General features: G+C 71.8%; 23 protein-coding genes. 12 read left to right on the top strand and 11 right to left on the bottom strand.

Translation table 11 applies throughout. The features are described from left to right. Positions 1–182: 182 nt before the first annotated feature. Positions 183–434, top strand: coding sequence for a hypothetical protein (locus tag U8525_RS22195; RefSeq protein WP_374268283.1), 252 nt, complete (start codon positions 183–185; stop codon positions 432–434). 347 nt (positions 435–781) lie between these two features. On the opposite strand, the gene U8525_RS22190 is transcribed toward U8525_RS22195, so the two are convergent. Then, complete coding sequence (locus U8525_RS22190; protein ID WP_374268282.1) at positions 782–2,263, bottom strand: hypothetical protein; 1,482 nt, start codon at positions 2,261–2,263, stop codon at positions 782–784. A 139-nt stretch (positions 2,264–2,402) separates the two neighbouring features. Here U8525_RS22190 and U8525_RS22185 point away from each other — a divergent pair, with 139 nt between their 5' ends. Then, positions 2,403–3,200 (top strand): TatD family hydrolase, encoded by a 798-nt coding sequence (locus tag U8525_RS22185; protein ID WP_374268281.1) that lies wholly within the window; start codon positions 2,403–2,405, stop codon positions 3,198–3,200. Between the two features lie 29 nt (positions 3,201–3,229). After that, entirely contained in the window at positions 3,230–4,129 is a 900-nt protein-coding gene (locus tag U8525_RS22180; RefSeq protein ID WP_374268280.1) for a ThiF family adenylyltransferase, read from the top strand. A 9-nt stretch (positions 4,130–4,138) separates the two neighbouring features. On the opposite strand, the gene U8525_RS22175 is transcribed toward U8525_RS22180, so the two are convergent. Continuing rightward, positions 4,139–5,104 carry a PD-(D/E)XK nuclease family protein gene (locus U8525_RS22175; RefSeq protein WP_374268279.1) on the bottom strand — a complete coding sequence of 322 codons (966 nt, stop codon included), beginning with the start codon at positions 5,102–5,104 and terminating at the stop codon, positions 4,139–4,141. Between the two features lie 142 nt (positions 5,105–5,246). Here U8525_RS22175 and mutY point away from each other — a divergent pair, with 142 nt between their 5' ends. Continuing rightward, positions 5,247–6,434: an A/G-specific adenine glycosylase gene (mutY, locus tag U8525_RS22170; RefSeq protein ID WP_374268278.1), complete on the top strand. Its 1,188-nt coding sequence runs from the start codon at positions 5,247–5,249 to the stop codon at positions 6,432–6,434. A 200-nt stretch (positions 6,435–6,634) separates the two neighbouring features. Next, the gene (locus tag U8525_RS22165; protein WP_374268277.1) at positions 6,635–6,877 is read left to right on the top strand and encodes a DUF2934 domain-containing protein; all 243 of its coding nucleotides are present in this window, start codon (positions 6,635–6,637) and stop codon (positions 6,875–6,877) included. 20 nt (positions 6,878–6,897) lie between these two features. Here U8525_RS22165 and U8525_RS22160 read toward each other — a convergent pair whose 3' ends face one another. From U8525_RS22160 to U8525_RS22150, 3 genes are read right to left on the bottom strand one after another with little or no spacing between them, the layout of a single operon-like run. Further along, positions 6,898–7,992: a hypothetical protein gene (locus tag U8525_RS22160; RefSeq protein WP_374268276.1), complete on the bottom strand. Its 1,095-nt coding sequence runs from the start codon at positions 7,990–7,992 to the stop codon at positions 6,898–6,900. A 57-nt stretch (positions 7,993–8,049) separates the two neighbouring features. Continuing rightward, positions 8,050–11,565, bottom strand: a complete 3,516-nt coding sequence (metH, locus tag U8525_RS22155; protein WP_374268275.1) for a methionine synthase — start codon at positions 11,563–11,565, stop codon at positions 8,050–8,052. Continuing rightward, on the bottom strand, positions 11,562–12,458 hold the full coding sequence (locus U8525_RS22150) for an ArsR/SmtB family transcription factor (protein ID WP_374268274.1): 897 nt from the start codon (positions 12,456–12,458) through the stop codon (positions 11,562–11,564). Before U8525_RS22150 ends, metH begins: the two co-directional genes overlap by 4 nt. A gap of 99 nt (positions 12,459–12,557) precedes the next feature. Here U8525_RS22150 and U8525_RS22145 point away from each other — a divergent pair, with 99 nt between their 5' ends. Both U8525_RS22145 and U8525_RS22140 read left to right on the top strand, forming a co-directional pair. After that, positions 12,558–13,436 carry a patatin-like phospholipase family protein gene (locus U8525_RS22145; RefSeq protein ID WP_374268273.1) on the top strand — a complete coding sequence of 293 codons (879 nt, stop codon included), beginning with the start codon at positions 12,558–12,560 and terminating at the stop codon, positions 13,434–13,436. Positions 13,437–13,566: 130 nt separating this feature from the next. After that, positions 13,567–15,168 (top strand): S8 family serine peptidase, encoded by a 1,602-nt coding sequence (locus U8525_RS22140; protein WP_374268272.1) that lies wholly within the window; start codon positions 13,567–13,569, stop codon positions 15,166–15,168. Positions 15,169–15,253: 85 nt separating this feature from the next. Here U8525_RS22140 and U8525_RS22135 read toward each other — a convergent pair whose 3' ends face one another. From U8525_RS22135 to U8525_RS22125, 3 genes are all read right to left on the bottom strand, one after another. Further along, the gene (locus U8525_RS22135; RefSeq protein ID WP_374268271.1) at positions 15,254–15,697 is read right to left on the bottom strand and encodes a CoA-binding protein; all 444 of its coding nucleotides are present in this window, start codon (positions 15,695–15,697) and stop codon (positions 15,254–15,256) included. Next, entirely contained in the window at positions 15,694–16,599 is a 906-nt protein-coding gene (locus U8525_RS22130) for a hypothetical protein (protein WP_374268270.1), read from the bottom strand. The genes U8525_RS22135 and U8525_RS22130 overlap by 4 nt, the downstream gene beginning before the upstream one ends. A gap of 86 nt (positions 16,600–16,685) precedes the next feature. Beyond that, positions 16,686–17,003 (bottom strand): DUF2795 domain-containing protein, encoded by a 318-nt coding sequence (locus tag U8525_RS22125; RefSeq protein WP_374268269.1) that lies wholly within the window; start codon positions 17,001–17,003, stop codon positions 16,686–16,688. 204 nt (positions 17,004–17,207) lie between these two features. On the opposite strand from U8525_RS22125, the gene U8525_RS22120 reads away from it, so the two are divergent. The 4 genes from U8525_RS22120 (at position 17,208) to U8525_RS22105 (ending at position 20,599) form a co-directional block, all read left to right on the top strand. After that, positions 17,208–18,809, top strand: coding sequence for a YiiX/YebB-like N1pC/P60 family cysteine hydrolase (locus U8525_RS22120; RefSeq protein WP_374268268.1), 1,602 nt, complete (start codon positions 17,208–17,210; stop codon positions 18,807–18,809). A gap of 17 nt (positions 18,810–18,826) precedes the next feature. Beyond that, positions 18,827–19,102 (top strand): hypothetical protein, encoded by a 276-nt coding sequence (locus U8525_RS22115; protein ID WP_374268267.1) that lies wholly within the window; start codon positions 18,827–18,829, stop codon positions 19,100–19,102. 85 nt (positions 19,103–19,187) lie between these two features. Then, a complete protein-coding gene (locus U8525_RS22110) occupies positions 19,188–20,012 on the top strand; it encodes a SirB1 family protein (RefSeq protein WP_374268348.1) in 825 nt (274 codons plus the stop codon). A 17-nt stretch (positions 20,013–20,029) separates the two neighbouring features. After that, positions 20,030–20,599: an NUDIX hydrolase gene (locus U8525_RS22105; protein ID WP_374268266.1), complete on the top strand. Its 570-nt coding sequence runs from the start codon at positions 20,030–20,032 to the stop codon at positions 20,597–20,599. Here the strand turns inward: U8525_RS22105 and moaC are convergent. The 3 genes from moaC to trxB are packed head-to-tail and all read right to left on the bottom strand — an operon-like array spanning position 20,596 to position 23,246. Continuing rightward, complete coding sequence (moaC, locus tag U8525_RS22100; RefSeq protein ID WP_374268265.1) at positions 20,596–21,036, bottom strand: cyclic pyranopterin monophosphate synthase MoaC; 441 nt, start codon at positions 21,034–21,036, stop codon at positions 20,596–20,598. The genes U8525_RS22105 and moaC overlap by 4 nt on opposite strands. After that, positions 21,033–22,220, bottom strand: coding sequence for a PLP-dependent aspartate aminotransferase family protein (locus tag U8525_RS22095; RefSeq protein WP_374268264.1), 1,188 nt, complete (start codon positions 22,218–22,220; stop codon positions 21,033–21,035). Before U8525_RS22095 ends, moaC begins: the two co-directional genes overlap by 4 nt. 42 nt (positions 22,221–22,262) lie before the next feature. Continuing rightward, complete coding sequence (gene trxB / locus U8525_RS22090) at positions 22,263–23,246, bottom strand: thioredoxin-disulfide reductase (protein ID WP_374268263.1); 984 nt, start codon at positions 23,244–23,246, stop codon at positions 22,263–22,265. A 63-nt stretch (positions 23,247–23,309) separates the two neighbouring features. Between trxB and U8525_RS22085 the strand changes: the two genes are divergently transcribed. Then, positions 23,310–23,768: a cyclic nucleotide-binding domain-containing protein gene (locus tag U8525_RS22085; RefSeq protein WP_374268262.1), complete on the top strand. Its 459-nt coding sequence runs from the start codon at positions 23,310–23,312 to the stop codon at positions 23,766–23,768. The last annotated feature ends 25 nt before the right edge of the window (positions 23,769–23,793 follow it).

Raw genomic sequence — 23,793 nt, 5'->3', positions numbered from 1 at the left:
CGAGGAACGCCCCTGAAGGGCTGAAAAAAGGAAGGCCCGCCTGCCCCTCGGAAACCCGCTACCGCCGAGGAAAACCCCTGGATTCAGGAACCTGGCGGGGAGGCTCGGCCCTGGCACCTCGCCTGCATGGTGTCAGACCGATGAGGTACTCACCCGCGCGGCATGAAGTGGCGGGAGGAACCATGGCGAAGCGGACCGCAGGCAAGGCGAAGGGCGACACGGCGGTGCGGCGGCAGGGGCGGCGGGTGATGCCCGCGTTGCGGCGCACGGCGAAGCGCGCGCGGGTGGCGGCCCAGAAGGCCCAGCTCACGGTGGGCGAGGTCATCGCGGCGGCGTTCGACACGGCGGGCGGAGAGATGAGCGGCGTCCTGGAGCTCGTCACGTCCCCGCAGATGACCCGCGCGCTGGGCCGCCGCATCGTCGTCGTGGGCTGAAGGCCGCGCCCCACGTCCCGGCCCGTGAAGCCCAGGCCGCGCTCCCCGGAGCGCGCGGGCGCGGCGCCGTCGCGACACGGCTGTCAGTCACCCTCCACCAGGTGCCGCGTTTCGCGTGAGCGCGGGTGGAGTGTCTTCCCTCCCCTTTCGTCCTGAACCTGGACCCGCTGGACGGGGTGATGGATCCGCGCACGGGTTCATCCAGACCCTGCACTGCCCGCGTTCGTCACTTCGCGCGGGGGTGGGTCGCGCGCTTCGCACCCAAGACACGACGGCCCGTGCTCCCTCGTGAAACAGGGAACACGGGCCGGAAATCCCCGCTGCGCGGGGCTTGAGGCGGCTGGAGCCTAGCGGGGCTGCCAGCGCGGGCGGTGGTCGTCACCCTCGCTCGTCAGCACCGTGTACGTGTCCTTCGGGTGGGTGATGGCCGCGCCGGAGGGCTGGCCCGTGGCCGGGTCGATGGCCTGCACGGCGAGTGCGCCTCCCAGGACGTAGGCCACGAAGCGGCCGTCCGGGGAGAACGACGGCAGGGTGGCGTTGTCCACGAGCCGCACCGGGTCGCCGACAGGCGCGCCCGTGGTGGTGTCCACGCGCTGCAGGAAGATGGCGTTGCCCGGCGTGCTGCCGCACAGGTCCGCGCCGAGGTTGCCGCACAGGGTGGCCGCGTTGCCGACGAGCTGGTAGTACGCGCGCACGTACGCCACCCAGCTGCCGTCCGGCGACCAGTTCGGGTTCGCGATGTACGAGTCCACGGAGCCGCCCGTGGCGGGCTCGGAGGTGGTGCCCGCGAGCAGCGAGGGCGTGCCGCCGCCCGTCACCGGCAGCGAGTACAGCTTGAGCACCGGGGTGACGTCCGAACCGAAGGTCACGTTCTGGTCCTCGGGATTGGCCAGGAAGAGCAGCTGCGAGGTGGCGCGGTTGTAGTGCGGCTGCTCGCCCGAGGTGGGCGTGCCCGCCAGCGGGGTCGGCGCGCCGCCGCCCGCGGAGATGAGGACGCCCGTGCCCGAGGCGCTGTACGCGAAGTCCGTACCGTTGGGCGCCCAGTCCGGGAAGGTGCCGTTGCTGGTGACCTGCGTGGGCGTGCCGCCCGTGGCCGCGATGGTGGAGATGCCCGTGCTGCCGCGCACCCAGGCGATGAGGCTGCCCGGCTCCCACTCCATGTAGCGGATGCGCGCGTTGCCGGCGGCCGTGCCCGTCGTCAGCACCGTCGGCGCGGTGGCCGTGAGCGGCACGGGGCGCACCACGAGCTCCCCCGCGGGGTCGATGACGTCCCCCTGCACGAAGGCCACCTGGGTGCCATCCGGGCCGAAGCGCGGGTAGGCGCTGGCGACGCCGTCCGCGCTGAGCGACGTCATCCCCGGCACGTCGTAGGCGGTCACCACCGCGCTCGTGCCGCCGTCGCTGCCCGTCACGGCGATGAGGAGCGACTGGCAGGTGGCGGCCTCACAGCGCAGGCCCGGCATGCAGTCCGCGGACGCGGTGCACGCGCCACCCTTGGCCACGTTCATCCCCGCGTCCACCTCCGTGCCGGCGTCCTCCTCCGTGCCGGCGTCCACCTCCGTGCCCGCGTCCTCCTCCGTGCCGGCATCCACCTCCGTGCCCGCGTCCTCCTCCGTGCCGGCATCCACCTCCGTGCCCGCGTCCTCCACCGGCACGACGGGGAGGTCGTGCAGCTCGCACTTGTTGTCCGCGTTGCACATCCACTCCTGGCCCTGCGGGGGCGTGCCCTTGTCACGGCAGTCGAACCGGTCGACGCATTCGTCGCCACAGCCCGTGGCCAGGACCGTCAGTGCCCCGAACAACGCCCCCAACACCACTCGCTTGGTCATTCCCGTGCCTCCAATGTCGCGATGGCTCCAAAGTCCGAGGGCGCGTCATAGCTTCACGTCCACGGAGGACGGGATACCTTGAAGTGCCTCGCATCCGGGCCTGTCCGTGATTGAACGCGTCTGTGACGAAGGGTGCTCAATGATCGACACGCACTGCCATCTGGACGCCTCGCGCTTCGACGCGGACCGCGACAGCGTTGTCACACGTGCCTGGGCCGCGGGGCTGCACGGCCTCCTCATCCCCGCGGTGGGCCCGGAAACGTGGGAGCCGCTGCTCGCGCTGCCGCGCGAGGACGCGCGCATCCAGGTGGGGCTGGGCATCCATCCCCAGTTCCTGCCGGACCTGCCGCCGGAGGACGACGGCGCGCACCTGGAGCGGCTGGACGCCCTGCTCGCGCAGGGAGGCGCGGTGGCGGTGGGCGAGTGCGGCCTGGATGGCCCGTCCCTCCCGGGTGCCCCGCTGGAGCGGCAGCTGGCGGTGCTGCGTGGACACCTGGCCCTGGCGCGCAAGCACGGGCTGCCGGTGCTGATGCACTGCCACCGGCTGCACCCGGCGCTGATGGAGCTCTTGAAGACGGAGGCGTGGCCGGAGGCGGGCGTGCTGATGCACAGCTACAGCGGCGGCGCGGAGCTGGCGCGCTTCTATCTCCAGAAGGGCTGTCACTTCTCCTTCGCGGGGCCGGTGACGTGGGCGGAGGCGCGCAAGCCGCTGGACGCCCTGCGCGTGATTCCCGCGGACCGGCTGATGGCGGAGACGGACTCGCCGGACCAGGCGCCCACGCCCTTCCGGGGACAGCGCTCCGAGCCGGGCTACCTGCCCCACATCCTCGCGGGCATGGCACGGGCGCGGGGGGAGCCGGTGGAGGTGCTCGCCCAGCGGACGACCGAGAATGCCCGGCGCCTGTTCCGGGAAGCTTTCCCCGCCCCTTCGCGGTAGGCGAGCGTCGCGTGATAGAGGAGCCCTTCATGAACCCGCAGCCCGCCCCCACCCCCACCGTCGAGCCCGAGGCGCCCCCCGCCTCCCTGGCCACCTCGAACGCCGCCGAGCCGGCGGCCTCGCTGGCGAAGCCCTTCAAGCTGTCGCGTCGCTTCGACCGCACGGCGCGCCTCCTGGGCGACACCGCCATGGAGCGGCTGGCCAACGCGCACGTGGTGGTGTTCGGCCTGGGCGGCGTGGGCAGCTTCACCGCGGAGGGCCTGGTGCGCAGCGGCGTGGGCCGGCTGACGCTGGTGGACCACGACGACGTGTGCGTCACCAACACCAACCGCCAGTTGCACGCGACGGTGAAGTCGGTGGGCAGGTCCAAGGCGGAGCTGATGGCCCAGCGCTGCCAGGACATCAACCCGCAGGCGAAGGTGGAGGCCGTGCGCGAGTTCTACCGCGAGGAGCTGGCGGAGGCGCTGCTGCCCGCGGGGAAGTACGACTTCGTGGTGGACGCCATCGACAACGTGAAGGCGAAGCTGCACCTGCTGCACCGGTGCGTGACGCTGGGCCTGCCGGTGGTCAGCTCCATGGGCGCGGCGGGACGCCTGGACCCCACGGCCATCCGCGTGGAGGACCTGAGCGAGACGCACATGGACCCCTTCGCCAAGGACATCCGCAAGCTGCTCAAGCGCAAGTACGGCGTGGAGACGGAGCGCCACACGGGCATCACCGCCGTGTACTCCATCGAGACGCGCCGGCAGCCGGTGCCGCTCAACTACGACGACGCGTCCGACGGCTTCCTGTGCGTCTGCCCGCAGGACAACGAGTTCCACACCTGCGACCACCGCACGCAGATTGACGGCAGCGTGGCCTTCGTCACCTCCGCCTTCGGCATGAACGCCGCGGGCGTGGTGGTGCGCCGGCTGGCGGCCACGCGCTAGCGCGCCTCCTCAGGCCACCTGGGGCCGGGCCTGCGTCACCGCGGGCTCCCGGCCGCACGGGCGGCGGAAGACGCAGCGGGCGCAGGCGTCCAGGTTGTCCGTCTGGGGGAAGGCCGCCGCATCCTTCGGCGTGTTGGTGGCGGGGTCCTGGAGCAGCGCGCGCATCCCCTCCACGCTCCGGGCGAAGTGCTGGCGGAAGGAGTCCATGGCGGACGGGTCCACCGTCACGTCGTGCTCCAGGCCCTCGTTGAGGTACACGAGCGACGCGCGCACCTTCTCCAGCGGGTAGCGGTAGCGCTGCGCGATGTAGAGCGCGTAGCCCAGCACCTGCTCGTCGTAGCCGTCGCGCGAGCGGCCCGTCTTCCAGTCCACCACCACGACGGAGCCCTCGGTGTCCACGTAGGCGAAGTCCGGGATGGCGAAGGTCTTCACCCCGTCCATGACGAAGTGGGCGAAGTCGAAGCCCGCGTCCACCTCCAGCCACTGCGCGGGCTTGAGCCCCCTGGCCACCGCGGGCCAGCGCGACTGGAAGAACCACGCGAGCGCGGAGCGCACCGTCTCGAAGTTCTGCTTCCAGGCCTCGTTGGGGACCTCATCCCCATACTCGTGCTCCGCCAGGCCGGTGAAGGGCTTGCGGTACTTCGTCGTCCAGTAGGCCTTGGCGCGCGAGTGCCGGAAGTCGTCCTGCATCAGCTTGTGCGTGCGCGCCTCCACCTTCGCCGGGTCCACGTCGCGGCCCGCGCGCCAGTCCAGCAGCACGTCCTTGAGGGCCTCGTGCACGATGCTGCCCGCCCAGGTGAAGCGGTTGTGCAGCTTCTTGAGGACGTAGAGCTCGCGCACGTCCTTCGCGGCGTCCGCCTCCCACCCGCCCCAGGAGCGGTAGTAGTAGAGGTAGTAGGCCCGGAGGCACTCGGAGAACTTCTCGTGGCGGCTCTTGGACCAGGAGAAGTCGTTGGTGATGGGAGGGCGGGCCATGGACTCGGGGCATCCTATAGACGATCGCCCGGCCCGCCAGAAGAGGGACGGCCGGCCGGACAACCGCCCCCTGTCGTGGGCGAAAACGGTGGGCGGCCCCGACCGCTTGGGTTAGGTGCCGCGCTCCCCCGCGAAGAATCACATGAGCCCACGCAAGCGCACCGACACCGGGGCCCTCCCCGCGCCCGTCTCCCCTGAACGCCACGCCGCCCTGCACGGGCCGCTGCTCGCCTGGTACGACCGGAGCAAGCGCGACCTGCCCTGGCGCCGCACGCGCGACCCGTACGCCATCTGGCTCAGCGAGGTCATGCTCCAGCAGACGCAGGTGTCCACGGTCATCCCGTACTGGGAGCGCTTCCTCGCGCGCTTTCCCACGGTGAAGGCCCTGGCCTCCGCGCCCCTGGACGACGTGCTCTCCGGGTGGAAGGGGCTGGGCTACTACTCGCGAGCGCGCAACCTGCACCGCGCGGCGCAGGAGGTGGTGGAGCGCTTCGGCGGAAGGCTCCCGGCCACGGCGGAGGAGCTGCTCACCCTGCCCGGCTTCGGCCGCTACACCTCCGGAGCCGTGGCCTCCATCGCCTTTGGGGAGGAAGCGCCCATCGTGGACGGCAACGTGGCGCGCGTGCTGTCGCGCCTCTTCGAGGTGGAGGGGCTGCCCGGAGACCGCGACCGCGAGGCCACGCTCTGGGCGCTGGCCGCCGCGCTGGTGAAGGGGGAGCGCCCCGGCGACTTCAACCAGGCGCTGATGGAGCACGGCGCCACCGTGTGCCGGCCGGAGTCCCCGCTGTGCCTCCTGTGCCCCGTGCGCGACGGCTGCATCGCGTTCAAGAGGGGCCGCGTGGACGAGCTGCCTCCAGCCAAGGTGCGCGCCGCGCCCCGCAAGCTGTTCCTGGCGCTGGCCGTGTGGCCGCACGCGGGCACGCTCCTCTTCGCGCGCCGCGCGGACAAGGGCCTCTTCGGCGGCCTGTGGGAGCTGCCCGCCGTGGAGGTGGAGGAGGACACGCCCGAAGCGGAGGCCACGGAGCGGCTGGCCACGGCGCTGGGCGCACCGCTCACGCGGGTGGGCACGCTGGACAGCGTCCGCCGACAGCTCACCCACCGCGACCTCACGCTGCGGCTGCTGCGCGTGGCGGGCGACACGCGCCCCACGAAGTCCGCCGCGTTTCAGGAGCTGCGCTGGTGCACGCCACAAGAGGCGGAGGCGCTGGGCATGAGCACCGCGATGCAGCGCGCGCTCGACGCGGCCCTGGGGCACGGCGTACTGGAGGCGGAGGCCCCGCCGGCGAAGAAGGCGCCGGGCCGCGCCGCCAGGAAGGCGACCGGGCGCTGAGGCGGCGGGCGTCCCTCTGCTCGCGGCCCCCGCGTGCGAGGCCCTTCCCACAGGTGGATTTTCCCAGCGGGATGGCCCGTTGCACCCTCAACACTTCGCGACCTGGGATGTCGCTCCGGCAACCCCCCATGCCTTGGGTCTCTTCCGCGATGCAGGAGCGCGTCCGAAGCTTCAGGCCGCCTTTTCCAGGAGGAAGCCCCATGGCCCGTCAGAACGCGCAGAAGTCCCAACCGAACCCGGCCCCCAAGGCCGCGCCCGAGCGGACCGGGGACAAGCAGCCGGTGGCCCCGGCGAGCGCGCCCATGAGCCGGAGCGCCGCGCCCACGCAGGAGCAGATCGCCCGCCGCGCCTACGAGATCTTCCAGGCCCGGGGCGGCACGCACGGCAACCCCGAGCAGGACTGGCACCAGGCCGAACGCGAGCTGCGGCTCGGCCGGCAGTAGCGCCCCGCGCCGTCCGCGCGTCAGTGCGCGGGCGGCATCCCCTGGAGGGAGGGGCGCTCGAACTCCAGCGCCCGCTTCAGCCGGCGCTGGGCCTGCTTCAGCTCCTCCAGGATGCGCTCCGCGTCCACCACCGAGCGCATCGCCAGGCCGCACGCGGGCGTCAGCAGCACCGTGGACAGCGCGCGCGCGAAGCCGATATCCCCGGGCAGCGCCGCCTTCAACGACGCCTCCACCGAGTCCGCCAGCTCCTCCACCGAGTACGTGGACGCCAGGTCCGTGGGGATGATGCCCAGGCTGAGCGTGGCGCCGGAGTCGAGGAAGCGCTTGAGCGCGTCCGTCTCCTCCAGCAGCGCGTCCAGCGACAGCCGCACGTCCAGCGACACCAGGTCCGCCTGCGCGTCCAGCAGCACGCCCCAGTCCGTGTTGCCGCAGCAGTGGATGCCCACGAGCGCGCCCTCGCGCTGGAGCGCCACCACCAGCAGCCGCAGCTCCTGCTGCGCCAGCAGGTGCTGCGGGTTCATCCGCACGTAGGCGTAGAGGCCCGGCTCGTCCAGGTAGAACAGGGGCGTGGTGCCCGTGCGCTTGAGCGCGCGCACCATGGCCAGCGCGCGCACCATCACCAGCCGGTACAGCGCCGCGTCCAGGCCCGGCACCGCCAGCACCGGCTCGCCGGTCGCGGTGCGCACCACGGAGCGCACCGTGAAGGGGCCGGACAGCTGCGCCTTCGCGAACGCGAGCTTGCGGTGCTCCACCTCCCAGAGGAACGGCTTCCACGCGCGGCACGCGTCCGCCGTGGGCTCGAAGGCCTCCAGGTCCCCGGAGCCGAGCGCCGCCTCCAGCCGCTTCTCGAAGGCCTCGCGCCCCGCCGTCCACGCGCCCACGTCCACCGTGCAGACGCCGTCCTCGTCGAAGCGCAGGCCCGGCAGGCCCTCCAGCGCGGCGGGGATCATCAGCTCCGAGGGGTGCCCCACCGGCAGCTGCGGCAGGAACGGGAGGTCCAGGGCGAGCGCGGCTTGCAGCCCCAGCTCCACCTGGGTGTGCGGCAGGCTGCCGATGCCCGTCGTGGCACACGCGGGCAGGAGCTGGACGGCGCGACGGATGGTGGGCGAGGACATGGGCGACAATCTAACCCTTCCGCCGCGCGGGGGCCCGGCCTTCGGGCCCGCGACGCATCAGGTCACGGAGAAGTACGTCGCGTTCGGGTGGTGGAAGACGATGGCGGACACGCTCGCCTCGGGCTCCATCATGCAGCCGTCGGTGAGCTGCACGCCGATCTCCTCCGGCTTGAGCGCGGCGAACAGCTTCGTCTGGTCCTCCAGGCGCGGGCACGCCGGGTAGCCGAACGAGTAGCGCTTGCCGGTGTACTCCGCGCGGAAGCGCTCCAGCATGGTCATGTCCGCGCGGTCCGGGAAGCCCCACATGCTGCGCAGCTGCGTGTGCAGGAGCTCCGCGTAGCCCTCGGCGGTCTCCAGCGCCAGGGCCTGCACCGCGTGCATCTTGAGGAACTCGCCCTTCGCCTTGAAGCCCTCGGACAGCTCGCGGATGCCCGCGCCCGCCGTGGTGACGAACAGCGCGAGCGCGTCCACCGGCTTGCCGTTCGCCAGCGGCTTCACGTAGTCCGCCAGGCACAGGCCGTTGTCCTTCTCCTGCCGGGGGAAGTCGAAGGACGTCACCTGCTCGCCCGTCGCGCCGCCGAAGAGGAGCACGCGGTCGCCGTCGCTGGCCGCCTTGAAGAACTGGAACACCGAGCGCGCCTGCATCACGCCGCCGCGGAGCAGCGCCTTCAGCTCCTCCACCGCCTCCTTCAGTGCCAGCGCCTTGCGCCCCTCCTCCGTCTTCGCGAGGTCGGCCTCCGCCGGGGTACCCAGCGCGCGCGACGACGTGCGCAGGCCCAGGTGGCGGCCGTAGAGCATCACCGGGTTGATGAACTTCCAGATGTGGTCCAGCGGCGTGTTGGTGAGGACATGCCGCGCGAAGTCCGGCGCGGGCGGCACCACGTCCAGCACCGGCACCTCCGCGCTGCGCGTGCGGCGCACCGGGGCGGCGGGCGCGGGGCGGTCCTTCACCTCCTGCGCCAGCTTCAGCCGGCGCGCGGCCAGGTCGTCCCGCAGCTTCGCGTGCGCGCCCGGCTCCACGATCTGCTTCGCCAGCTCCAGGCCGTTCATCGCGTCCTGCGCGTAGGCCACCGTGCCGCCGCCGTAGGCCGGGGCGATGTTGCGGTCCACGAAGTTGCGGCTGAGCGCGGCGCCGCCCACCAGGATGGGCGTCTCCACGCCCGCGCGCTTCAGGTCCTCCGCGGTGGCCACCATCTGGTGCGCGCTCTTCACCAGCAGGCCAGACAGGCCCAGGATGTCCGGGCGGTGCTCCTTCACCGCCAGCACCAGTTGCTCGGGCGGGACCTTGATGCCCAGGTTCACCACCTGGAAGCCGTTGTTGGCGAGGATGATCTCCACCAGGTTCTTGCCGATGTCGTGCACGTCCCCCTTCACCGTCGCGAGGACGATCTTCCCGCGCGACGCCGCCTGGGTCTTGCTCATGTGCGGCTCCAGGTGGCTCACGGCGGCCTTCATGGACTCCGCGCTCTGGAGCACCTCCGCGACGATGAGCTCGTTGGCGCCGAAGAGGCGGCCCACCTCGTCCATGCCCTTCATCAGCGGCCCGTTGATGATGTCCAGCGGCGCCATCTCCTTCATCGCCAGGTCCAGGTCCGCGGTCAGGCCGTCGCGCGTGCCCTCGATGATGTAGCGCTGGAGCCGCTCGTTCAGCGGCAGGCTGCTCACCTGCGCCTTGGCCGCCTTGCGCTCGCGGAAGTGCGCTGCGAAGGGCGTGATGGGGTCCGCGCCCCGGTTGTAGAGGAGGTCCTCCGACAGCCGGCGGTCCTCCTCCGGCAGGGACGGGTAGCGCTCCAGCTTCTCCGAGTTGACGAGCGCCATGTCCAGGCCCGCCTGCACGCAGTGGTACAGGAACACGGAGTTCAGCACCTCGCGGCCCGCGGTGGGCAGGCCGAAGGACACGTTGCTGATGCCCAGCACCGTGCGGCACTGGGGGAAGCGCTGCTTGATGAGGCGCACGCCCTCAATCGTCTCCACGCCGCTGCCGGTGTACTGCGCGTCACCCGAGGCGCAGGGGAACACCAGCGGGTCGAAGTAGAGGTCCTCCGGGCGCATGCCGTACTTCTTCGTGAGCAGCTCGTAGCTGCGCTCGGCCACGGCGAGCTTGCGGTCGCGCGTGACGGCCATGCCCACCTCGTCGATGCAGCCCACCACCAGCGCGGCGCCGAAGGCCTTCGCCAGCGGGACGACCTTCTCGAAGCGCTCCTCGCCGTCCTCCAGGTTGACGGAGTTGACGATGGCCTTGCCCTGGCAGTACGTGAGCGCCATGGCGATGACCTTCTCGTCCGTCGAGTCGATCATCAGCGGCACGCGCACCTTCTTGACCACCACCTCCAGGAAGTGGCGCATGTCCTCCAGCTCGTCCCGGTCCGGGTTGGCCAGGCAGACGTCGATGACCTGCGCCCCCCGCCGCACCTGGGCGCGGGCGATCTCCGACGCGTCGTCCACCTGGCCCGCGACGATGAGCTCCTTGAACTTCTTGCTGCCGATGACGTTGGTGCGCTCGCCCACGATGATGGGGCGCTGCTCGTCCGTCACCTCCAGGTAGTCCACCCCGGACAGCGACGAGCGCGGCTTCGGCGTCTCCGTGCGCGGCTTCAAGCCCTTCACCGCGGCGGCGAGCGCCTCGATGTGGCCCGCGTGCGTGCCGCAACAGCCGCCCACCACGTTGATCCAGCCGTTGTCACAGAAGCGCCGGAGCGACCGGGCAATCATCTCCGGCGACTCCAGGTACTGGCCGTTCTCGTCCGGCAGGCCCGCGTTGGGCACGCACGACACCGGGAACGGGCTCATGGACGACAGCGACCGGATGTGGTCCGTCATGAAATCCGGGCCCGTGGCGCAGTTGAGCCCCAGGTACAGCAACTCCGTGTGCTCCAGCGACGCGGCCAGGCTCTCCACGGACTGGCCCGCGAGCATCGTGCCCATGGGCTCGATGGTCCCGGACACCGCCACCGGCACCCGCCAGCCCAGCTTCTTGAACGCCCGGTCGATGCCCAGCAGCGCCGCCTTCACGTTGCGCGTGTCCTGCGCCGTCTCCACGAGCAGGTAGTCCGCTCCGCCCACCGCGAGCGCCTCCGCCTGCACGGCGAAGTTGTCCACCAGCTCCTCGAAGGTGATGCCGCCGGTGACGCTGATGGCCTTGGTGGTGGGGCCGATGGAGCCCGCCACCCAGCGCATCCGGCCGTCCTTCGCCTCCGCCGCCTTCGCGGCCTTCAGCGCCAGGCGGGACGCGGCGACGTTGATCTCATGCGCCTTGTGGCCCAGCTCGAACTCCGCCAGCACCACCGGCGTGCCGCCGAAGCTGTCCGTCTCCGTCACGTCCGCGCCCGCGGCGAAGTACTTCGCGTGGATGCCCTCGATGACGTCCGGGCGGGTGAGGACCAGGTGCTCGTTGCAGCCCTCGTACTCCGCGCCGCCGAAGTCCGCCGCCACCAGGTGGTGGCCCTGGAGGAGCGTGCCCATGGCGCCGTCCAGCACCAGGATGCGCTCGCGCATCGCGGCCAGGAGCGCCTCCACGCGCTGGCCGTGCTCCCCGGGGGGAAGCGGCAGGGGGTGGGCGAGGTGGCTCGTCATGACGGTTTGACTCCGGTCAGCAGGAAGACGCGGAAGGGACTGGCCCCGTCGCGCGCGTGCGTCTCGCGGGTGAACGACGTGAAGCCGGCCTCGCGAAGGGCCTCTTCAAGGACTTCGGGCGAAAACCCCAGGTGCCGGTGGCCCAACCGCTCCAGCACCCACTTCTCCTCGTGCGGCATCAGCTCCAGCACCACCAACCGGCCCCCCGGCTTGAGCAGCCGCGCGGCCTCCGCCACCACCGCCGCGGGAGCCTCCACGTGGTGCAGGCTCTGCGAAATCACCACCAGGTCCATGCACCCGCCCTGGAGCGACAGCCGGTGCAGGTCCTCGCGCAGGAAGGTGATGTTGGTGAGTTCGTCGCGGGAGGCCAGAGTTCGAGCCTGGGACAGCGCGTCCTCGCTCTGGTCGATGGCCCACACCTGCCTCGCCCACCGGGCCATGGCCCGGCTGAACACGCCCGTGCCGCAGCCGAAGTCCGCCACGTCCAGCGGCGGCAGCAGCGACGCCAGCGCCCCCGCCCAGAGGAACCACGACTGGCCCGGCTCCAACAGCCGCTCGTTGAGCGCCTGCCGGTCCTCCCGCGCGCGCAGCAGGTCGCTGAGCCGCGCGGAGTCCCCCGCCGCGTCCTCCGCCTCGCGCGCCAGCCGGATGAGCGGCCAGCGCGGGTCCTCCGACTCCAGGGCCAGCGAGTAATACGTGAACCCCGCCTGCCGCTCCTCCCGGATGAGCCCCAGCCCCTTCAGCTTCGACAGGTGATGCGACACCGACGACTGCGCCACCCCCACCAGCGACACGAGCTCCGTCACGTTCAGCGGCGCCTGGGCCACCAGGCGCAGGATGCGCAGCCGCGTCGTGTCCCCCAGGACACGGAAGGATTGGGAGAGGACATCCATATCGAGCCATCAACATATATCGATGCTCGGGCCCGGCCACAATGCCCCCACCAACGCATTGCGTTGCCTTGAGGCGCACCCATCCCGTAAAAATCCGAAATGGCTCCCTCCTCCACGTTGCACTCCCTGCTCGAAGGCAAGCGGTTCGGGCTGGTCCTGTCCGCGGGCTACTTCGGCTTCTACGGCCATGCGGGCTTCCTCAAGGGGCTGCATGCCTCCGGCCTGCGGCCGCACGCCTACGCGGGCACGTCCGCGGGCGGGATGGTGGCGGCGTACGCGGCGGCGGGGATGCCCATGACGGCGCTGGAGGAGCTGGTGCTGCGCCAGACGCGGGCCAACTTCTGGGACCCGGACCCCGTCGGGGCGGTGCTGAACGTGGCGTCGCAGGGGCACGGCTTCACGGGCCTGCTCAAGGGCGAGCGCTTCCGGCGCCTCCTGGAGGCCACGCTGCCGGTGTCCACCTTCGAGGACCTGCCGCACCCGCTGCTGCTCACGGCGGCCAACCTCACCCACGGCACGCACCAGGTGTTCACCACGGGGGAGCTGGCCCCGCGCGTCCACGCCACCTGCGCGTACCCGGGCCTGTTCCGGGCGGTGCCCCTGGACGGCCAGCTGTTCTGGGACGGCGGCCTGGTGGACAAGGCGCCCGCGCTGTCGCTCCAGGAGAGCGCCATCGGCAAGGACCTGGACGCCATCCTCGTGCACTTCCTGCCCAGCCGGACGCGCAAGGTGGTGGGCGGCCCCATGGCCTATCCGCAGGGCCTGGCCGCCGGGTCCGCCGCGCTCCGGCGCGACCACTTCCGCCTCCAGCTCACCGTGCTCCAGACGCGCGACGTGCCCGTCTACGTCGTCGTCTCCAACCTGCCCCCGGTGACGCCCGCCACGCTGGAGCGGGGCTTCGACGCCCTGGACCAGGCCCGGCTGTCCGCCGAGCGCGCCCTGGCCCGGCCGCCCGTGCCCTTCGAGCAGAGCACCTGAGCGGCTCCGCACGCCTGCCTGCTTCAACGCGGGCCGAATAGAACAACAGCACAGAAATAACAGAATAGTCAGATTTAAATGACAGACCGGCGTGGCATGGTGGGGATGCTGTCCATCCCGGAGGAAGTCCATGCTGAAGTCGACGCTGTCCCCGCGCCCCCTGCGTGGCGCGGTCATGGCTGTGTCCCTGCTGGCGTTGGCCCCCGCTGCTGGCGCCGCGCCCGCGCTGACGCCGCGCGCGCTCCTGGCGAAGCCCACGGGCCGGGAGCTGCCCGCGGGGACGTTCGTGGAGCGGCTGGTGGTGAAGTTCCACGAGGGCAGCCACGTCCGCCTGCGCGGCGGCGCGCTGCGCGCCCTGTCCTCGGAGCGCAGCGCCAGCGAGCAAGCGCTCCTGGCCGGCCTGCGCCTGGACGCGGCGCGCGTGGAGGCGGACCTGGCGGAGGTGGTGGCGCTCCTGGAGCGCGCGCCGCGCATCGGGGCGCTGGGCCGGGTGTTCCAGGCGGAGGAGGCCGCGCTGGACGCGAGCAAGCAGTCCGGTGAGCAGGCGAGCGGCGAGCAGCTGGCGGACCTGAACCTGTACTTCGAGGTCCCGCTGTTGCCCGGCACCACCGCGGACACCGTGGCGGACCTGGTGGCGGCGCTCAACCGCGTCGAGAGCGTGGAGACGGCCTACGCGGCGCCGCCCCCGGAGCCGGCGATGGTGAACTTCGGCATGGAGGCGGGGCTTCGCGCGCTGCTGGCCGCGGCGGACCTGCCGCCCACCACGCCGCTGTACCAGACCAACCAGGGCTACCTCAACGCGGCGCCCTCCGGCGTCAACGCCACGTACGCGTGGACGGTGGCGGGCGGCCGGGGCACCAACGTGAGGTTCGTGGACATCGAGGGCGCCTGGCGCACCACGCACGAGGACTTCCCCACGTTCTTCCGCGTGGGCGGCACGCAGTACAACGACCTGGCCTGGCGCAACCACGGCACCGCGGTGCTGGGGGAGATCGTGGGCGCGTCCAATGGCTACGGCGTGACGGGCATCGCCAACGCGGCGACGCCGGGCGTGGAGGCCATTGGCGCGCAGAACACCGCGAGCGCCATCACCAACGCGGCGGCCGCGGTGGGCGCGGGCGGCGTCATCCTCATCGAGCTGCACGCGGGCGGGCCCTCGGACGGCACGGCCTGCACGTGCAACACGTCCCAGTGCAACTTCATCGCGATGGAGTACTGGCAGGACAACTACGACGCCATCCGCAACGCCACCGCCAACGGCGTCATCGTGGTGGAGGCGGCGGGCAACGGCAGCGCGAACCTGGACGCGGCCGCGTACGGCGGCCGGTTCAACCCGGCCACGCGCGACTCGGGGGCCATCCTCGTGGGCGCCAGCACCGCCACCACGCGCGTGCCCATGTGCTGGACCAACTTCGGCCAGCGCGTGAACGTGCACGGCTGGGGTGAGTCCGTCGTCTCCACCGGCTACGGCGACCGCTTCGGCAGCGCCTACGGCGAGGACCAGTACTACACGTCCACCTTCAGCGGCACCTCCAGCGCGTCGCCCATCATCGTGGGCACCGCCGTCAGCGCCCAGGGCGTGGCGAAGGCCAACGGCCGGCTGCTGACGTCCGTGCAGATGCGCGGCCTGCTGCGCAACAACGGCACGGCGCAGGCTGCGGACTCGCGGCAGATCGGCCCGCTGCCGGACCTGCAGAAGGCCCTGCCCAAGGTCATCTCCGGCAACTACTGACGCCTGACGAGGGCCGCCGACCTCCACGCGCGGCCACGCGGCCCTCCGGACCCTCGGGTGCGGAGGGCCGCGGTCGTTCCTGGCGTCAGCGCCCGCTGTAGCGGCGGTGGTCCACCATCAGGCAGCGGTCCTGCACCACGCGGATGCCGGCGGCCGCCAGCCTCCTCGCCGCGGCGTCGTTGCGGATGCCGGACTGGAACCACACCGCCTTGGGCTTCTTCGCGATGATGTCGTCCACGTGCTGGTCGATGTCGCCCGGCCGGCGGAACACGTCCACCACGTCGATGTCGCCCGGGATGTCCACCAGCCGCCGGTACACCGGCTTGCCCAGGATGACCTTCGCGTCCGGGTAGTAGACAGGCACCGGCACCACGTCCACGCCCGTCTTCGCCAGGTACTCCGGCACGTAGTACGCGGGCTGGGCGGAGTGGTCCTCCGTCTTGATGCCCAGCACCGCCACCCGCTTCGCCTCCTGCACCACGCGCTTCACACCCGCGTCGTCCTCGATGAGGTACTCGTCGTGGCTCATGGCCCTTCCTCCTGGAGCGCTTCCGCCTGGGACTCGGTGGTGAGCAGGAGCGTCGCGCCCGCCCCCACCGCCTTCACCTCCAGCAGGCGGCGCACCGGGATGAAGCGGCCCGTCGCCACCACCTGCTCGCCTTCACACGTCACACCCTTCGAAAGCGCGGGCGAGCCCGCCTCCGCCCACGCGGCCAGCAGCTCCGCCGGCGCCTTGGGCGGCAGCGCGTCCAGGCAGTGCAGCGACAGCACCACCGCGTCGCCGAACGTCGTGGGCCGCGTGCCCAGCACCACGCGCTCCAGCAGGAAGGCGCGCTCCTCGCCGTCCACCTCCACGGAGTCCACCGCCCAGGTGCGCTGCCCCTCCACCAGGTTGCGCTGGAGCAGCCCCGCGTACTTCGCCTCCCACTCGCGGCGCGTGCGGAGCTCCAGCGCCTCCGGGCTGAAGAAGCGCTCCACCTCCGGCACGCCGGGGCCCTCGGGCGCCACCTGCCGCAGCGCCTCCTGCGCGGCCTCCGGGCCCACCAGCTTCACGAAGGTGCCGTCCGCGGCCAGCTGCATGCGCAGCGTGAAGCGCTCCAGCACGGCCCCGGACAGGGAGGGCACGTCCTGGCCGTCATGCACCTGGCGCGGGGTGCGCACGGCCTGGGCCACGCGCCAGCCGCCGTCGGACGGGGTGAAGCGCGTCTCGGTGGTGAAGGCCGCCTCGTCGCGCACCTCCGGCCGGCCCTCGCGCTGGAGGGTGCGGGTGGCGCGCACGGATTCGGTGAGCAGGCGGTCCACGGGGGGCTTGAAGTCCAGGCGCACCGGCGGCGGCAGCCCCGGCGCGGGGTTGAGCGGCGGATACCGGGACTTGCACCCGGCGGCGGCCAGCGACAGCACGAGACAGCTCCACAGGAGGCCCTTACGCATGCGCTCGCGAACGCTGGCAGAAAGCCAGGGCGCCCGCGAGCGTCTTGCGCCATCCTTGGCTGAGGAGTGTCAGCGCGAGGGCGACCCTACGGGTGGCGCGTCTCGCCCTCGGAGGCGCCCTCGACGCGGTCGCGCCCGATGTTGCGCCGGTCGCGGTCCACGCCGTCGTCGTCCCGCAGCCCGTTCATCGCGAAGCGGCGCTCGGCCTCCGCCAGGTCGCGCAGCACGTGCTCGCGCAGCATGTACTCGTCCTGGGGCAGGGACTTGAGGATGTTGATGATGTCGACCGGGGCCTCGTTGTCCGCGGCGGTCTCGACCAGCTCCTCGCGCGTCGCCGGGTACTCCACCCCATCCAGGTGCGGGGTGATGGAGCGCGAGAGGTCCTCCGCCTTTCCGTAAGCCATCGTGACTTCCACCTTTCTTACGCCCGGAGCTCCCATGCCCGGACGGCCATCCACGCCTCAACGTGGGGATGGCGCCCGCTTCGGGCCACCCTGGCCGCCTGCACCTCCTGCGCCGCCGGGCGGCCGGGGGACCGTCCGGCTCGTCCACGCCCGCTTCGGAGTAGAGTCCCCCCGCGCCCACGCCCGCCGGAGTCCTCCCTCCCGATGTCCGCCGCCTCCCTGCTCGCCGCCTGGCTCACGCTCGCCAGCCCTCCCGCCGACCCCCGGTCCACCGACGCGAGCACCGCCTCCGCGCCGGCGCCACGCGACGTCTACGCGCTGGACGACGCCGCCTTCGTCGCCCAGGCCCGGCGCGACCTGGCGGCGCTGCGCCAGGGGACGGAAGGGCTGCGCCGGCTGCGCGCGGAGGCCTTCCGCGCCAAGGCGCTGTACCAGCGCGACCAGGACGTGCCCTACACCCCGGACGAGAAGCAGCTCCTGGTGTCCACCTGGGCCGCCTTCTTCGACTGCTTCATCTCCACGGAGGTGGTGCGCCAGCGCTACTGGGACTTCCTCAAGGTGCCCTCCCTCCTCCAGCCGAAGAAGCACGCCTGGGGCTTCCTCCTCACCCACGCCGCGCTCGCGGCGGAGCTGGCGCAGGGCATGGCCTTCGCGGACCTCGCCGGCGGCAAGGCGCAGCTGGAGGTGCTCCTGGACGAGCCCGGCCCCGAGTACGGCCTGCCCGCGCGCGCCTTCAGCCGCTTCAAGGAGAAGGTCGTCCACGTGGGCACCAGCACGCAGCTGTTCACGGGCGACGGCTACCGCGCGACGCTGAGCCCGGTGCTCGCGAAGGCCGGCGTGCTGAGCGAGCCCGGCGTCCCCGCGCTCCTCCAGGCCATGCGGCGGGACAGCCAGGCGGCCCGCGCGCGCCTCTTGAAGCGGGGCCCGGTGCTCTTCGCCAAGGCCGCCGCGGACCTCACCCAGGACACCACCGCCCGCGCGGTCTTCCCGGTGCAGAAGACGGTGGCGGAGTGGATGGGCGACACGCGCGTGCACCGCTCGGGCCGGCCGCTCATCTCGCGGGAGCAGGCGCTGGCGCTCCTGCCGCGCATGGAGCCCGGGGACGTGATGGTCGCGCGCCAGAACTGGTTCCTGTCCAACATCGGGCTGCCGGGCTTCTGGCCGCACGCGGAGCTGTACGTGGGCAGCGCGCGGGAGCTGTCCCAGGCCTTCGACGCGGAGCCGGCCGTGAAGGCGTGGGTGGCCACCCTGCCGGGCCACCCGGAGACGTTCACCGCCCACCTGGCGAGGGCCTTCCCCGCCAAGTGGGCCGAGTACACCCGGCCGGACGCGCACGGCGACCCGGTGCGCATCATCGAGTCCATCAGCGAGGGCGTGAGCTTCACCGGCGTGGAGCACGGCATGCACGTGGACTACCTGGGCGTCCTGCGGCCCCGGCTGTCCCCCCTGGACAAGGCCCGCGCCATCCTGCGCGCCTTCACCTTCCAGGGCCGGCCGTATGACTTCAACTTCGACTTCTTCTCCGATCAGTCGCTGGTGTGCACGGAGCTGGTGTGGAAGTCCTACGCCCCGTCGAAGGACATGAAGGGCCTGGACATCCCCCTGGTGAGCGTGGCGGGGCGCAGGACGCTGCCGGCCAATGAAATCGTGCGCGTCTTCGACGCGGAGTACGGCCAGCCCGGGCGGCAGTTCGACTTCGTCGCCTTCCTGGACGGGCGGGAGGCCCAGGGAGACGCCGTCGAAGCAAACGCCGACGCCTTCCGTTACACCTACCGACGCCTGAAGTGGGACATCGCTCAAGAGTGAGGCGAGGCACACACACCATGACGGAAGAGACGGCGAACGAGTTCCTGGCCCTGGCCACCCCCCTCTACGAGCGGATGATCGCCCAGCAGCAGGCGAAGGTGCTGCGGCTGGCGCGCGAGGCGGTGCCCAACATCGGGCCGGAGGAGCTGCGCAACCCGCACGACTTCCCGGAGCTGAAGGAGCACCCGACCTTCGAGTTCGAGGACGGCATCCTGGCGGGGCTGATCTCCGCGCAGATGGCCCTCCGGGCGGAAATCAAGGGGCGGCTGCCGGCAGCGCCGCCGGGGACCTGACGCTCGGCTGCCTGCCTTTGCCGTGAGGAGCCTCCGTGGGTTACTGGTGCGCACCGTGAGCTTTCCCTCTGGATTCGGCCCGCCGCTGGCGCGTGAGCGGCTGGTGTCTTCCCTGGCCGCGGAGCCTCCGCGGCTGGACCTGGCGGCCCTGGCCATCGCGACGCTGGGCCGTGAAGACCTGGATGCTCCGGCGTGCCTGAGGACGCTGGACGCGCTCGCCGCGCGGGTGCAGGTGGAGGCGGACCGGCTGCGCGAGAAGGGCGAGGCCCTGGCGCCCCTGCGCGCGCTTCGCCACGTGCTGGCGGACATCGAGGGCTTCCGGGGGAACGAGGACGACTACCACTCCCCGGACAACAGCTTCCTGGACCAGGTGCTGGAGCGGAAGGTGGGGCTGCCCATCACCCTGTCCGTGCTGTACCTGGAGGTGGCGCGCCGCGCGGGCATCGCGCTGTACGGCGTCCCCTTCCCCGGCCACTTCCTGGTGGCGTGCGACGCGGGCGACCACAAGCTGGTGATGGACCCCTTCCACCACGGCGACATCCTCACCGAGCACGGCTGCGAGGAGCTGCTCAAGCGCGTGGCGCCGCAGCTCAAGTTCGACCGCTCCATGCTCGCGCCCGCGCCAGTGGAGCTCATCGCGTACCGCATGCTGTCCAACCTGCGCCGCGTGTACCTGGGGCGCGACGACAGCCAGCGCGGGCTGGCGGTGGTGGACCTGTTGCTCCTGCTGGCCCCGGACCACCCGGGGGAGCTGCGCACCCGCGCGTCGCTGCTCACGACGATGGGCGCCTTCCGCGCCGCGCTGAAGGACGTGGAGCGCTGCCTGGAGCTGTCCCCGGACGCGCCGGACCGCGAGCGCCTGGAGCTGTCCGCGCGGGAGCTGCGGGAGCGGGCGGAGCTGCTCAACTGAGGGAGGGGGTCTGCCGCATGACGTCCGCGCCCGAGACGAAGCTGAAGCCCTGGCCGCGCCTGCGCCGGGGGCTGGTGCACGACTTCACGGTGGTGCGGATCCGCGAGGACAGGGTCGCGGACCCGCGCACGCACCGAGAGCACCCGCGCGTGCACATGGACTGCGCGGACTGGGTGAACGTCATCGCGGTGACGAAGCAGGACGCGCTGGTGATGGTGCGCCAGTTCCGCTTCGGCATCGACGCGGCGACGCTGGAGGTGCCGGGCGGCGTCATCGACCCGGGCGAGGACCCGGCCACGGCCGCCGCGCGCGAGCTGGAGGAGGAGACGGGCTACCGCGCCGCGAGGCTGGAGCCGCTGGGCGTCGTGCACCCCAACCCGGCCTTCCAGTCCAACCGCTGCCACACGTACCTGGCGCTGGACTGCGAGCGCGTGAGCGACGGCGACCCGGACGACGGCGAGGACATCGCCGTGGAGCTGCACCCGCGCGCGGACCTGCCCCGGCTCATCCTGGAAGGCCACATCACGCACTCGCTGGTGGTGACGGCCTTCTTCCTGGAGCGGCTGCGCGCGGAGGCGAAGCGCTAGGCCGGGTCGCGGTCCCAGGTGCCGGAGCGGCCGCCGGACTTGTGGTCCAGCTGCACCGCCTCGATGACCATGCCCCGGTCCGCGCCCTTGCACATGTCATAGATGGTGAGCGCCGCCGCGCACGCGGCCGTGAGCGCCTCCATCTCCACGCCCGTGCGGTCCACCGTCTTCACGCGCGCGCGGATCTCCAGCCCCTCGTCCACGGGCGTGAGCGTCACGTCCACGCCCGCGAGCGCGATGGGGTGGCACAGGGGCACGAAGTCCGGGGTGCGCTTGGCCGCCATGATGCCGGCGAGCCGCGCCGCCGCGAGCACGTCCCCCTTCTCCACCTTCCCCGCGAGGATGCGCTCGCGGGTCTCCGGCAGCATGCGCAGGCGCGCGGTGGCCACCGCCACGCGGTCCGTCTTCGGCTTGTCGCCGACGTCCACCATCTTCACCGGCCGGCCCCCTTCGCCACCGCGGCGAGCAGGTCATCCGCCACGTCGTCCGGATCCTCCAGCCCCACGGACACGCGGATGAGGCTGTCGCGGATGCCCGCCTGGGCGCGCTCCTCGGGCGTCATCCGGCGGGCGCTCGCGCTGGCCGCGTGCATCACCAGCGTGCCCACGTCTCCCAGCGACGGCCCGGGCTTCGCCACCCGCAGGGCCTCCAGGAACCGGTCCCCTTCCCTCTGCCCCGCGCCCTTGATCTCGAACGCCACCATGGGCCCGAAGCCGCCCTCCAGCACCCGCGCCGCCACGGCGTGGTCCGGATGGGACGCGAGGCCCGGGTAGATGACCCGCTCCAGCAGCGGCGAGTCCGACAGCCGCTTCGCCACGTGGGCGGCGTGCTCGTTGTGGGCCTTCATGCGGACGGGCAGCGTGCGCAGGCCGCGCAGCGTGAGCCACGCCTCGAAGGGGCCCAGCACGTCGCCGGACAGCACGCGCGCGGCCCTCAAGGGGTCGATGCGCGCCCTGGCGCCGCTCACCGTGCCGCCCAGCGCGTCGCTGTGGCCGTTGAGCCACTTGCTGGTGGACTGCACCGCGTAGTCCGCGCCCAGCGCCAGCGCGCGCTGGCCGAAGGGGGACGGGAACGTCGCGTCCACCGCGAGCACCGCGCCCGCGTCCTGACAGGCCCGCGCGAGCGCGCGGATGTCCGGCACGCGCAGCAGCGGGTTGGAGAGGCTCTCCGCCAGCACCAGGCGCGGGCGCCACTCCCGGATGCGCGCGGGCGCGTCCGGGGACGTCACGTCCAGGGGCCTCAACTCCACGCCCCAGCGGGCGCACAGGTTCCGGTAGAGCGCCCGGGTGACGCCGTAGCCGTCCGTGGGCATCACCAGCACGTCCCCGGCCTTCCACGGCTGCGCGTCGAACAGCGAGCGCAGCGCGGCCATGCCGCTGGCGTAGGCGACGCAGGCCTCCGCGCCCTCCAGCGCCGCCACGGCCTCCTCCAGCAGCGCGGCGTTGGGCGCGCTGATGCGGGCGTAGGCGTAGTCCTTTCCGTCCAGCGCGTCGGACAGGTCGTCGCTGCTGTCGAACCAGTTCACCGCCGCCGGGAAGATGGGCGGCATGACGGGCACGGCCTTGCTCCCGGTGAGCCGGGAGCCCGCGTGCACCGCCACCGTCTTCTGCTTCGTGCTCATGCGCGTGTCGTCTCGCTCGAGGACGGAAAAAGGGAGGGCGGGCTACTCGCCGTGCTCGATGAGCCAGCGCTCCGCGTCGATGGCGGCCATGCAGCCGGTGCCCGCCGCGGTGATGGCCTGGCGGTAGTAGCTGTCCTGCACGTCGCCGCAGGCGAAGACGCCCTCGATGTTGGTGCGCGTGCTGCCCGGAATCGTCTTCAGGTAGCCGCCCTGGTGCGTCTCCAGGATGCCCTGGAACAGCTCCGTGTTCGGCGTGTGGCCGATGGCCACGAACAGGCCGTGCGCGTTGACCAGTTGGCTGTCGCCCGTCTTGAGGTTGCGCACGACAGCGCCCGTCATCCCCTTGCCGTCCCCCACCACCTCCTCCACCGCGGAGTCCCACATGAAGGAGATCTTCGGGTTGTTGCGCGCGCGCTCCTGCATCACCTTGGACGCGCGCAGCGTGTCGCGGCGGTGGATGAGCGTGACGTGGTTGACGATCTTCGCCAGGTACGTGGCCTCCTCCATGGCCGTGTCACCGCCGCCCACCACCAGCACGTCCTGCTTCTTGAAGAAGGCGCCGTCACAGGTGGCGCACGCGGACACGCCGCGGTTCTTGTAGGTGTCCTCGCCCTTGACGTTCAGCCACTTGGCCGTGGCGCCCGTGGAGATGATGACCGTCTCCGAGCGCACCTGCATGCCGCTCTCGCTCTCCAGCAGGAAGGGCCGCTTGGAGAAGTCCACCTTGGTGATGTTCTCCATGTGGATGACGGTGCCGAAGCGCTCCGCCTGCTTCTGGAACCGCTCCATCAGCTCCGGGCCGGTGATGGCCTCCGGGAAGCCGGGGTAGTTCTCCACGTCCGTGGTGACCATGAGCTGGCCGCCCGGGACGCGCTGCGGGTGCTCCAGGGTGGGGCCGCCGGCGAACACCACGGGCTCCAGGTTGGCGCGCGCGGCGTAGATGGCGGCGGTGTAACCCGCCGGGCCCGAGCCGATGATGGTGACCTTCTGGATCTTGTCCTGCGACACGGCGCCTCCTGCGCTCATACGTTTGCGGGCCAGGACGGTACCAGACACCGCCTTCCTGGCCATGATACGAACCTGGACCCCATGGATGCCGCTGTCCTCAAGAAGGTTGCGCTCTTCGAGGGATTGACCCAGGGCCAGCTCGCCAAGGTCGCTCGAATCGCCCGCTCCCGGAGCCACGCGGCCGGGGACTTCCTATTCCGCGAAGGCGACACCGGCCAGGAGATGTTCATCCTGACCAATGGCAAGGTGCGCATTTCCAAATCCGTGCCGGGCATCGGGGAGGAGGCGCTCGCCATCCTCGAACCCGGCCAGTATTTCGGAGAGATGGCGGTCATCGAGGATTCTCCCCGCTCGGCGGACGCCATCGCCCACAGCGACTGCACGGTGTGGGTCATCGAGCGCGCGAAGCTGGACCAGCTGATGTTCACGGACAAGGACCTGGCCTACGTCCTCCTGTGGACGTTCGTCCGCACGCTGAGCGAGCGGCTTCGCGAGACGAACGACAAGATCAAGGCCTTCTTCGCCATCTCCCGCTTCTAGCGGGCGGCCTCCACGCTTCTTGGCT

It is taken from the genome of Corallococcus sp. RDP092CA (genome assembly GCF_041903675.1).
Taxonomy (GTDB): domain Bacteria; phylum Myxococcota; class Myxococcia; order Myxococcales; family Myxococcaceae; genus Corallococcus.
This window is presented reverse-complemented; position numbering and strand designations above follow the sequence as displayed.

What these genes read in the sequence shown, in the direction of transcription:
- U8525_RS22150 (WP_374268274.1), bottom strand. Translation starts at nt 12,458, where the DNA reads ATGGATGTCCTCTCCCAATCCTTCCGTGTCCTGGGGGACACGACGCGG.
- U8525_RS22130 (WP_374268270.1), bottom strand. Translation starts at nt 16,599, where the DNA reads ATGCGTAAGGGCCTCCTGTGGAGCTGTCTCGTGCTGTCGCTGGCCGCC.
- metH (WP_374268275.1), bottom strand. Translation starts at nt 11,565, where the DNA reads ATGACGAGCCACCTCGCCCACCCCCTGCCGCTTCCCCCCGGGGAGCAC.
- U8525_RS22145 (WP_374268273.1), top strand. Translation starts at nt 12,558, where the DNA reads ATGGCTCCCTCCTCCACGTTGCACTCCCTGCTCGAAGGCAAGCGGTTC.
- U8525_RS22125 (WP_374268269.1), bottom strand. Translation starts at nt 17,003, where the DNA reads ATGGCTTACGGAAAGGCGGAGGACCTCTCGCGCTCCATCACCCCGCAC.
- U8525_RS22175 (WP_374268279.1), bottom strand. Translation starts at nt 5,104, where the DNA reads ATGGCCCGCCCTCCCATCACCAACGACTTCTCCTGGTCCAAGAGCCGC.
- U8525_RS22115 (WP_374268267.1), top strand. Translation starts at nt 18,827, where the DNA reads ATGACGGAAGAGACGGCGAACGAGTTCCTGGCCCTGGCCACCCCCCTC.
- U8525_RS22180 (WP_374268280.1), top strand. Translation starts at nt 3,230, where the DNA reads ATGAACCCGCAGCCCGCCCCCACCCCCACCGTCGAGCCCGAGGCGCCC.
- U8525_RS22135 (WP_374268271.1), bottom strand. Translation starts at nt 15,697, where the DNA reads ATGAGCCACGACGAGTACCTCATCGAGGACGACGCGGGTGTGAAGCGC.
- U8525_RS22160 (WP_374268276.1), bottom strand. Translation starts at nt 7,992, where the DNA reads ATGTCCTCGCCCACCATCCGTCGCGCCGTCCAGCTCCTGCCCGCGTGT.
- U8525_RS22105 (WP_374268266.1), top strand. Translation starts at nt 20,030, where the DNA reads ATGACGTCCGCGCCCGAGACGAAGCTGAAGCCCTGGCCGCGCCTGCGC.
- U8525_RS22195 (WP_374268283.1), top strand. Translation starts at nt 183, where the DNA reads ATGGCGAAGCGGACCGCAGGCAAGGCGAAGGGCGACACGGCGGTGCGG.
- U8525_RS22120 (WP_374268268.1), top strand. Translation starts at nt 17,208, where the DNA reads ATGTCCGCCGCCTCCCTGCTCGCCGCCTGGCTCACGCTCGCCAGCCCT.
- U8525_RS22165 (WP_374268277.1), top strand. Translation starts at nt 6,635, where the DNA reads ATGGCCCGTCAGAACGCGCAGAAGTCCCAACCGAACCCGGCCCCCAAG.
- U8525_RS22085 (WP_374268262.1), top strand. Translation starts at nt 23,310, where the DNA reads ATGGATGCCGCTGTCCTCAAGAAGGTTGCGCTCTTCGAGGGATTGACC.
- U8525_RS22140 (WP_374268272.1), top strand. Translation starts at nt 13,567, where the DNA reads ATGCTGAAGTCGACGCTGTCCCCGCGCCCCCTGCGTGGCGCGGTCATG.
- trxB (WP_374268263.1), bottom strand. Translation starts at nt 23,246, where the DNA reads ATGAGCGCAGGAGGCGCCGTGTCGCAGGACAAGATCCAGAAGGTCACC.
- U8525_RS22190 (WP_374268282.1), bottom strand. Translation starts at nt 2,263, where the DNA reads ATGACCAAGCGAGTGGTGTTGGGGGCGTTGTTCGGGGCACTGACGGTC.
- U8525_RS22095 (WP_374268264.1), bottom strand. Translation starts at nt 22,220, where the DNA reads ATGAGCACGAAGCAGAAGACGGTGGCGGTGCACGCGGGCTCCCGGCTC.
- mutY (WP_374268278.1), top strand. Translation starts at nt 5,247, where the DNA reads ATGAGCCCACGCAAGCGCACCGACACCGGGGCCCTCCCCGCGCCCGTC.
- U8525_RS22185 (WP_374268281.1), top strand. Translation starts at nt 2,403, where the DNA reads ATGATCGACACGCACTGCCATCTGGACGCCTCGCGCTTCGACGCGGAC.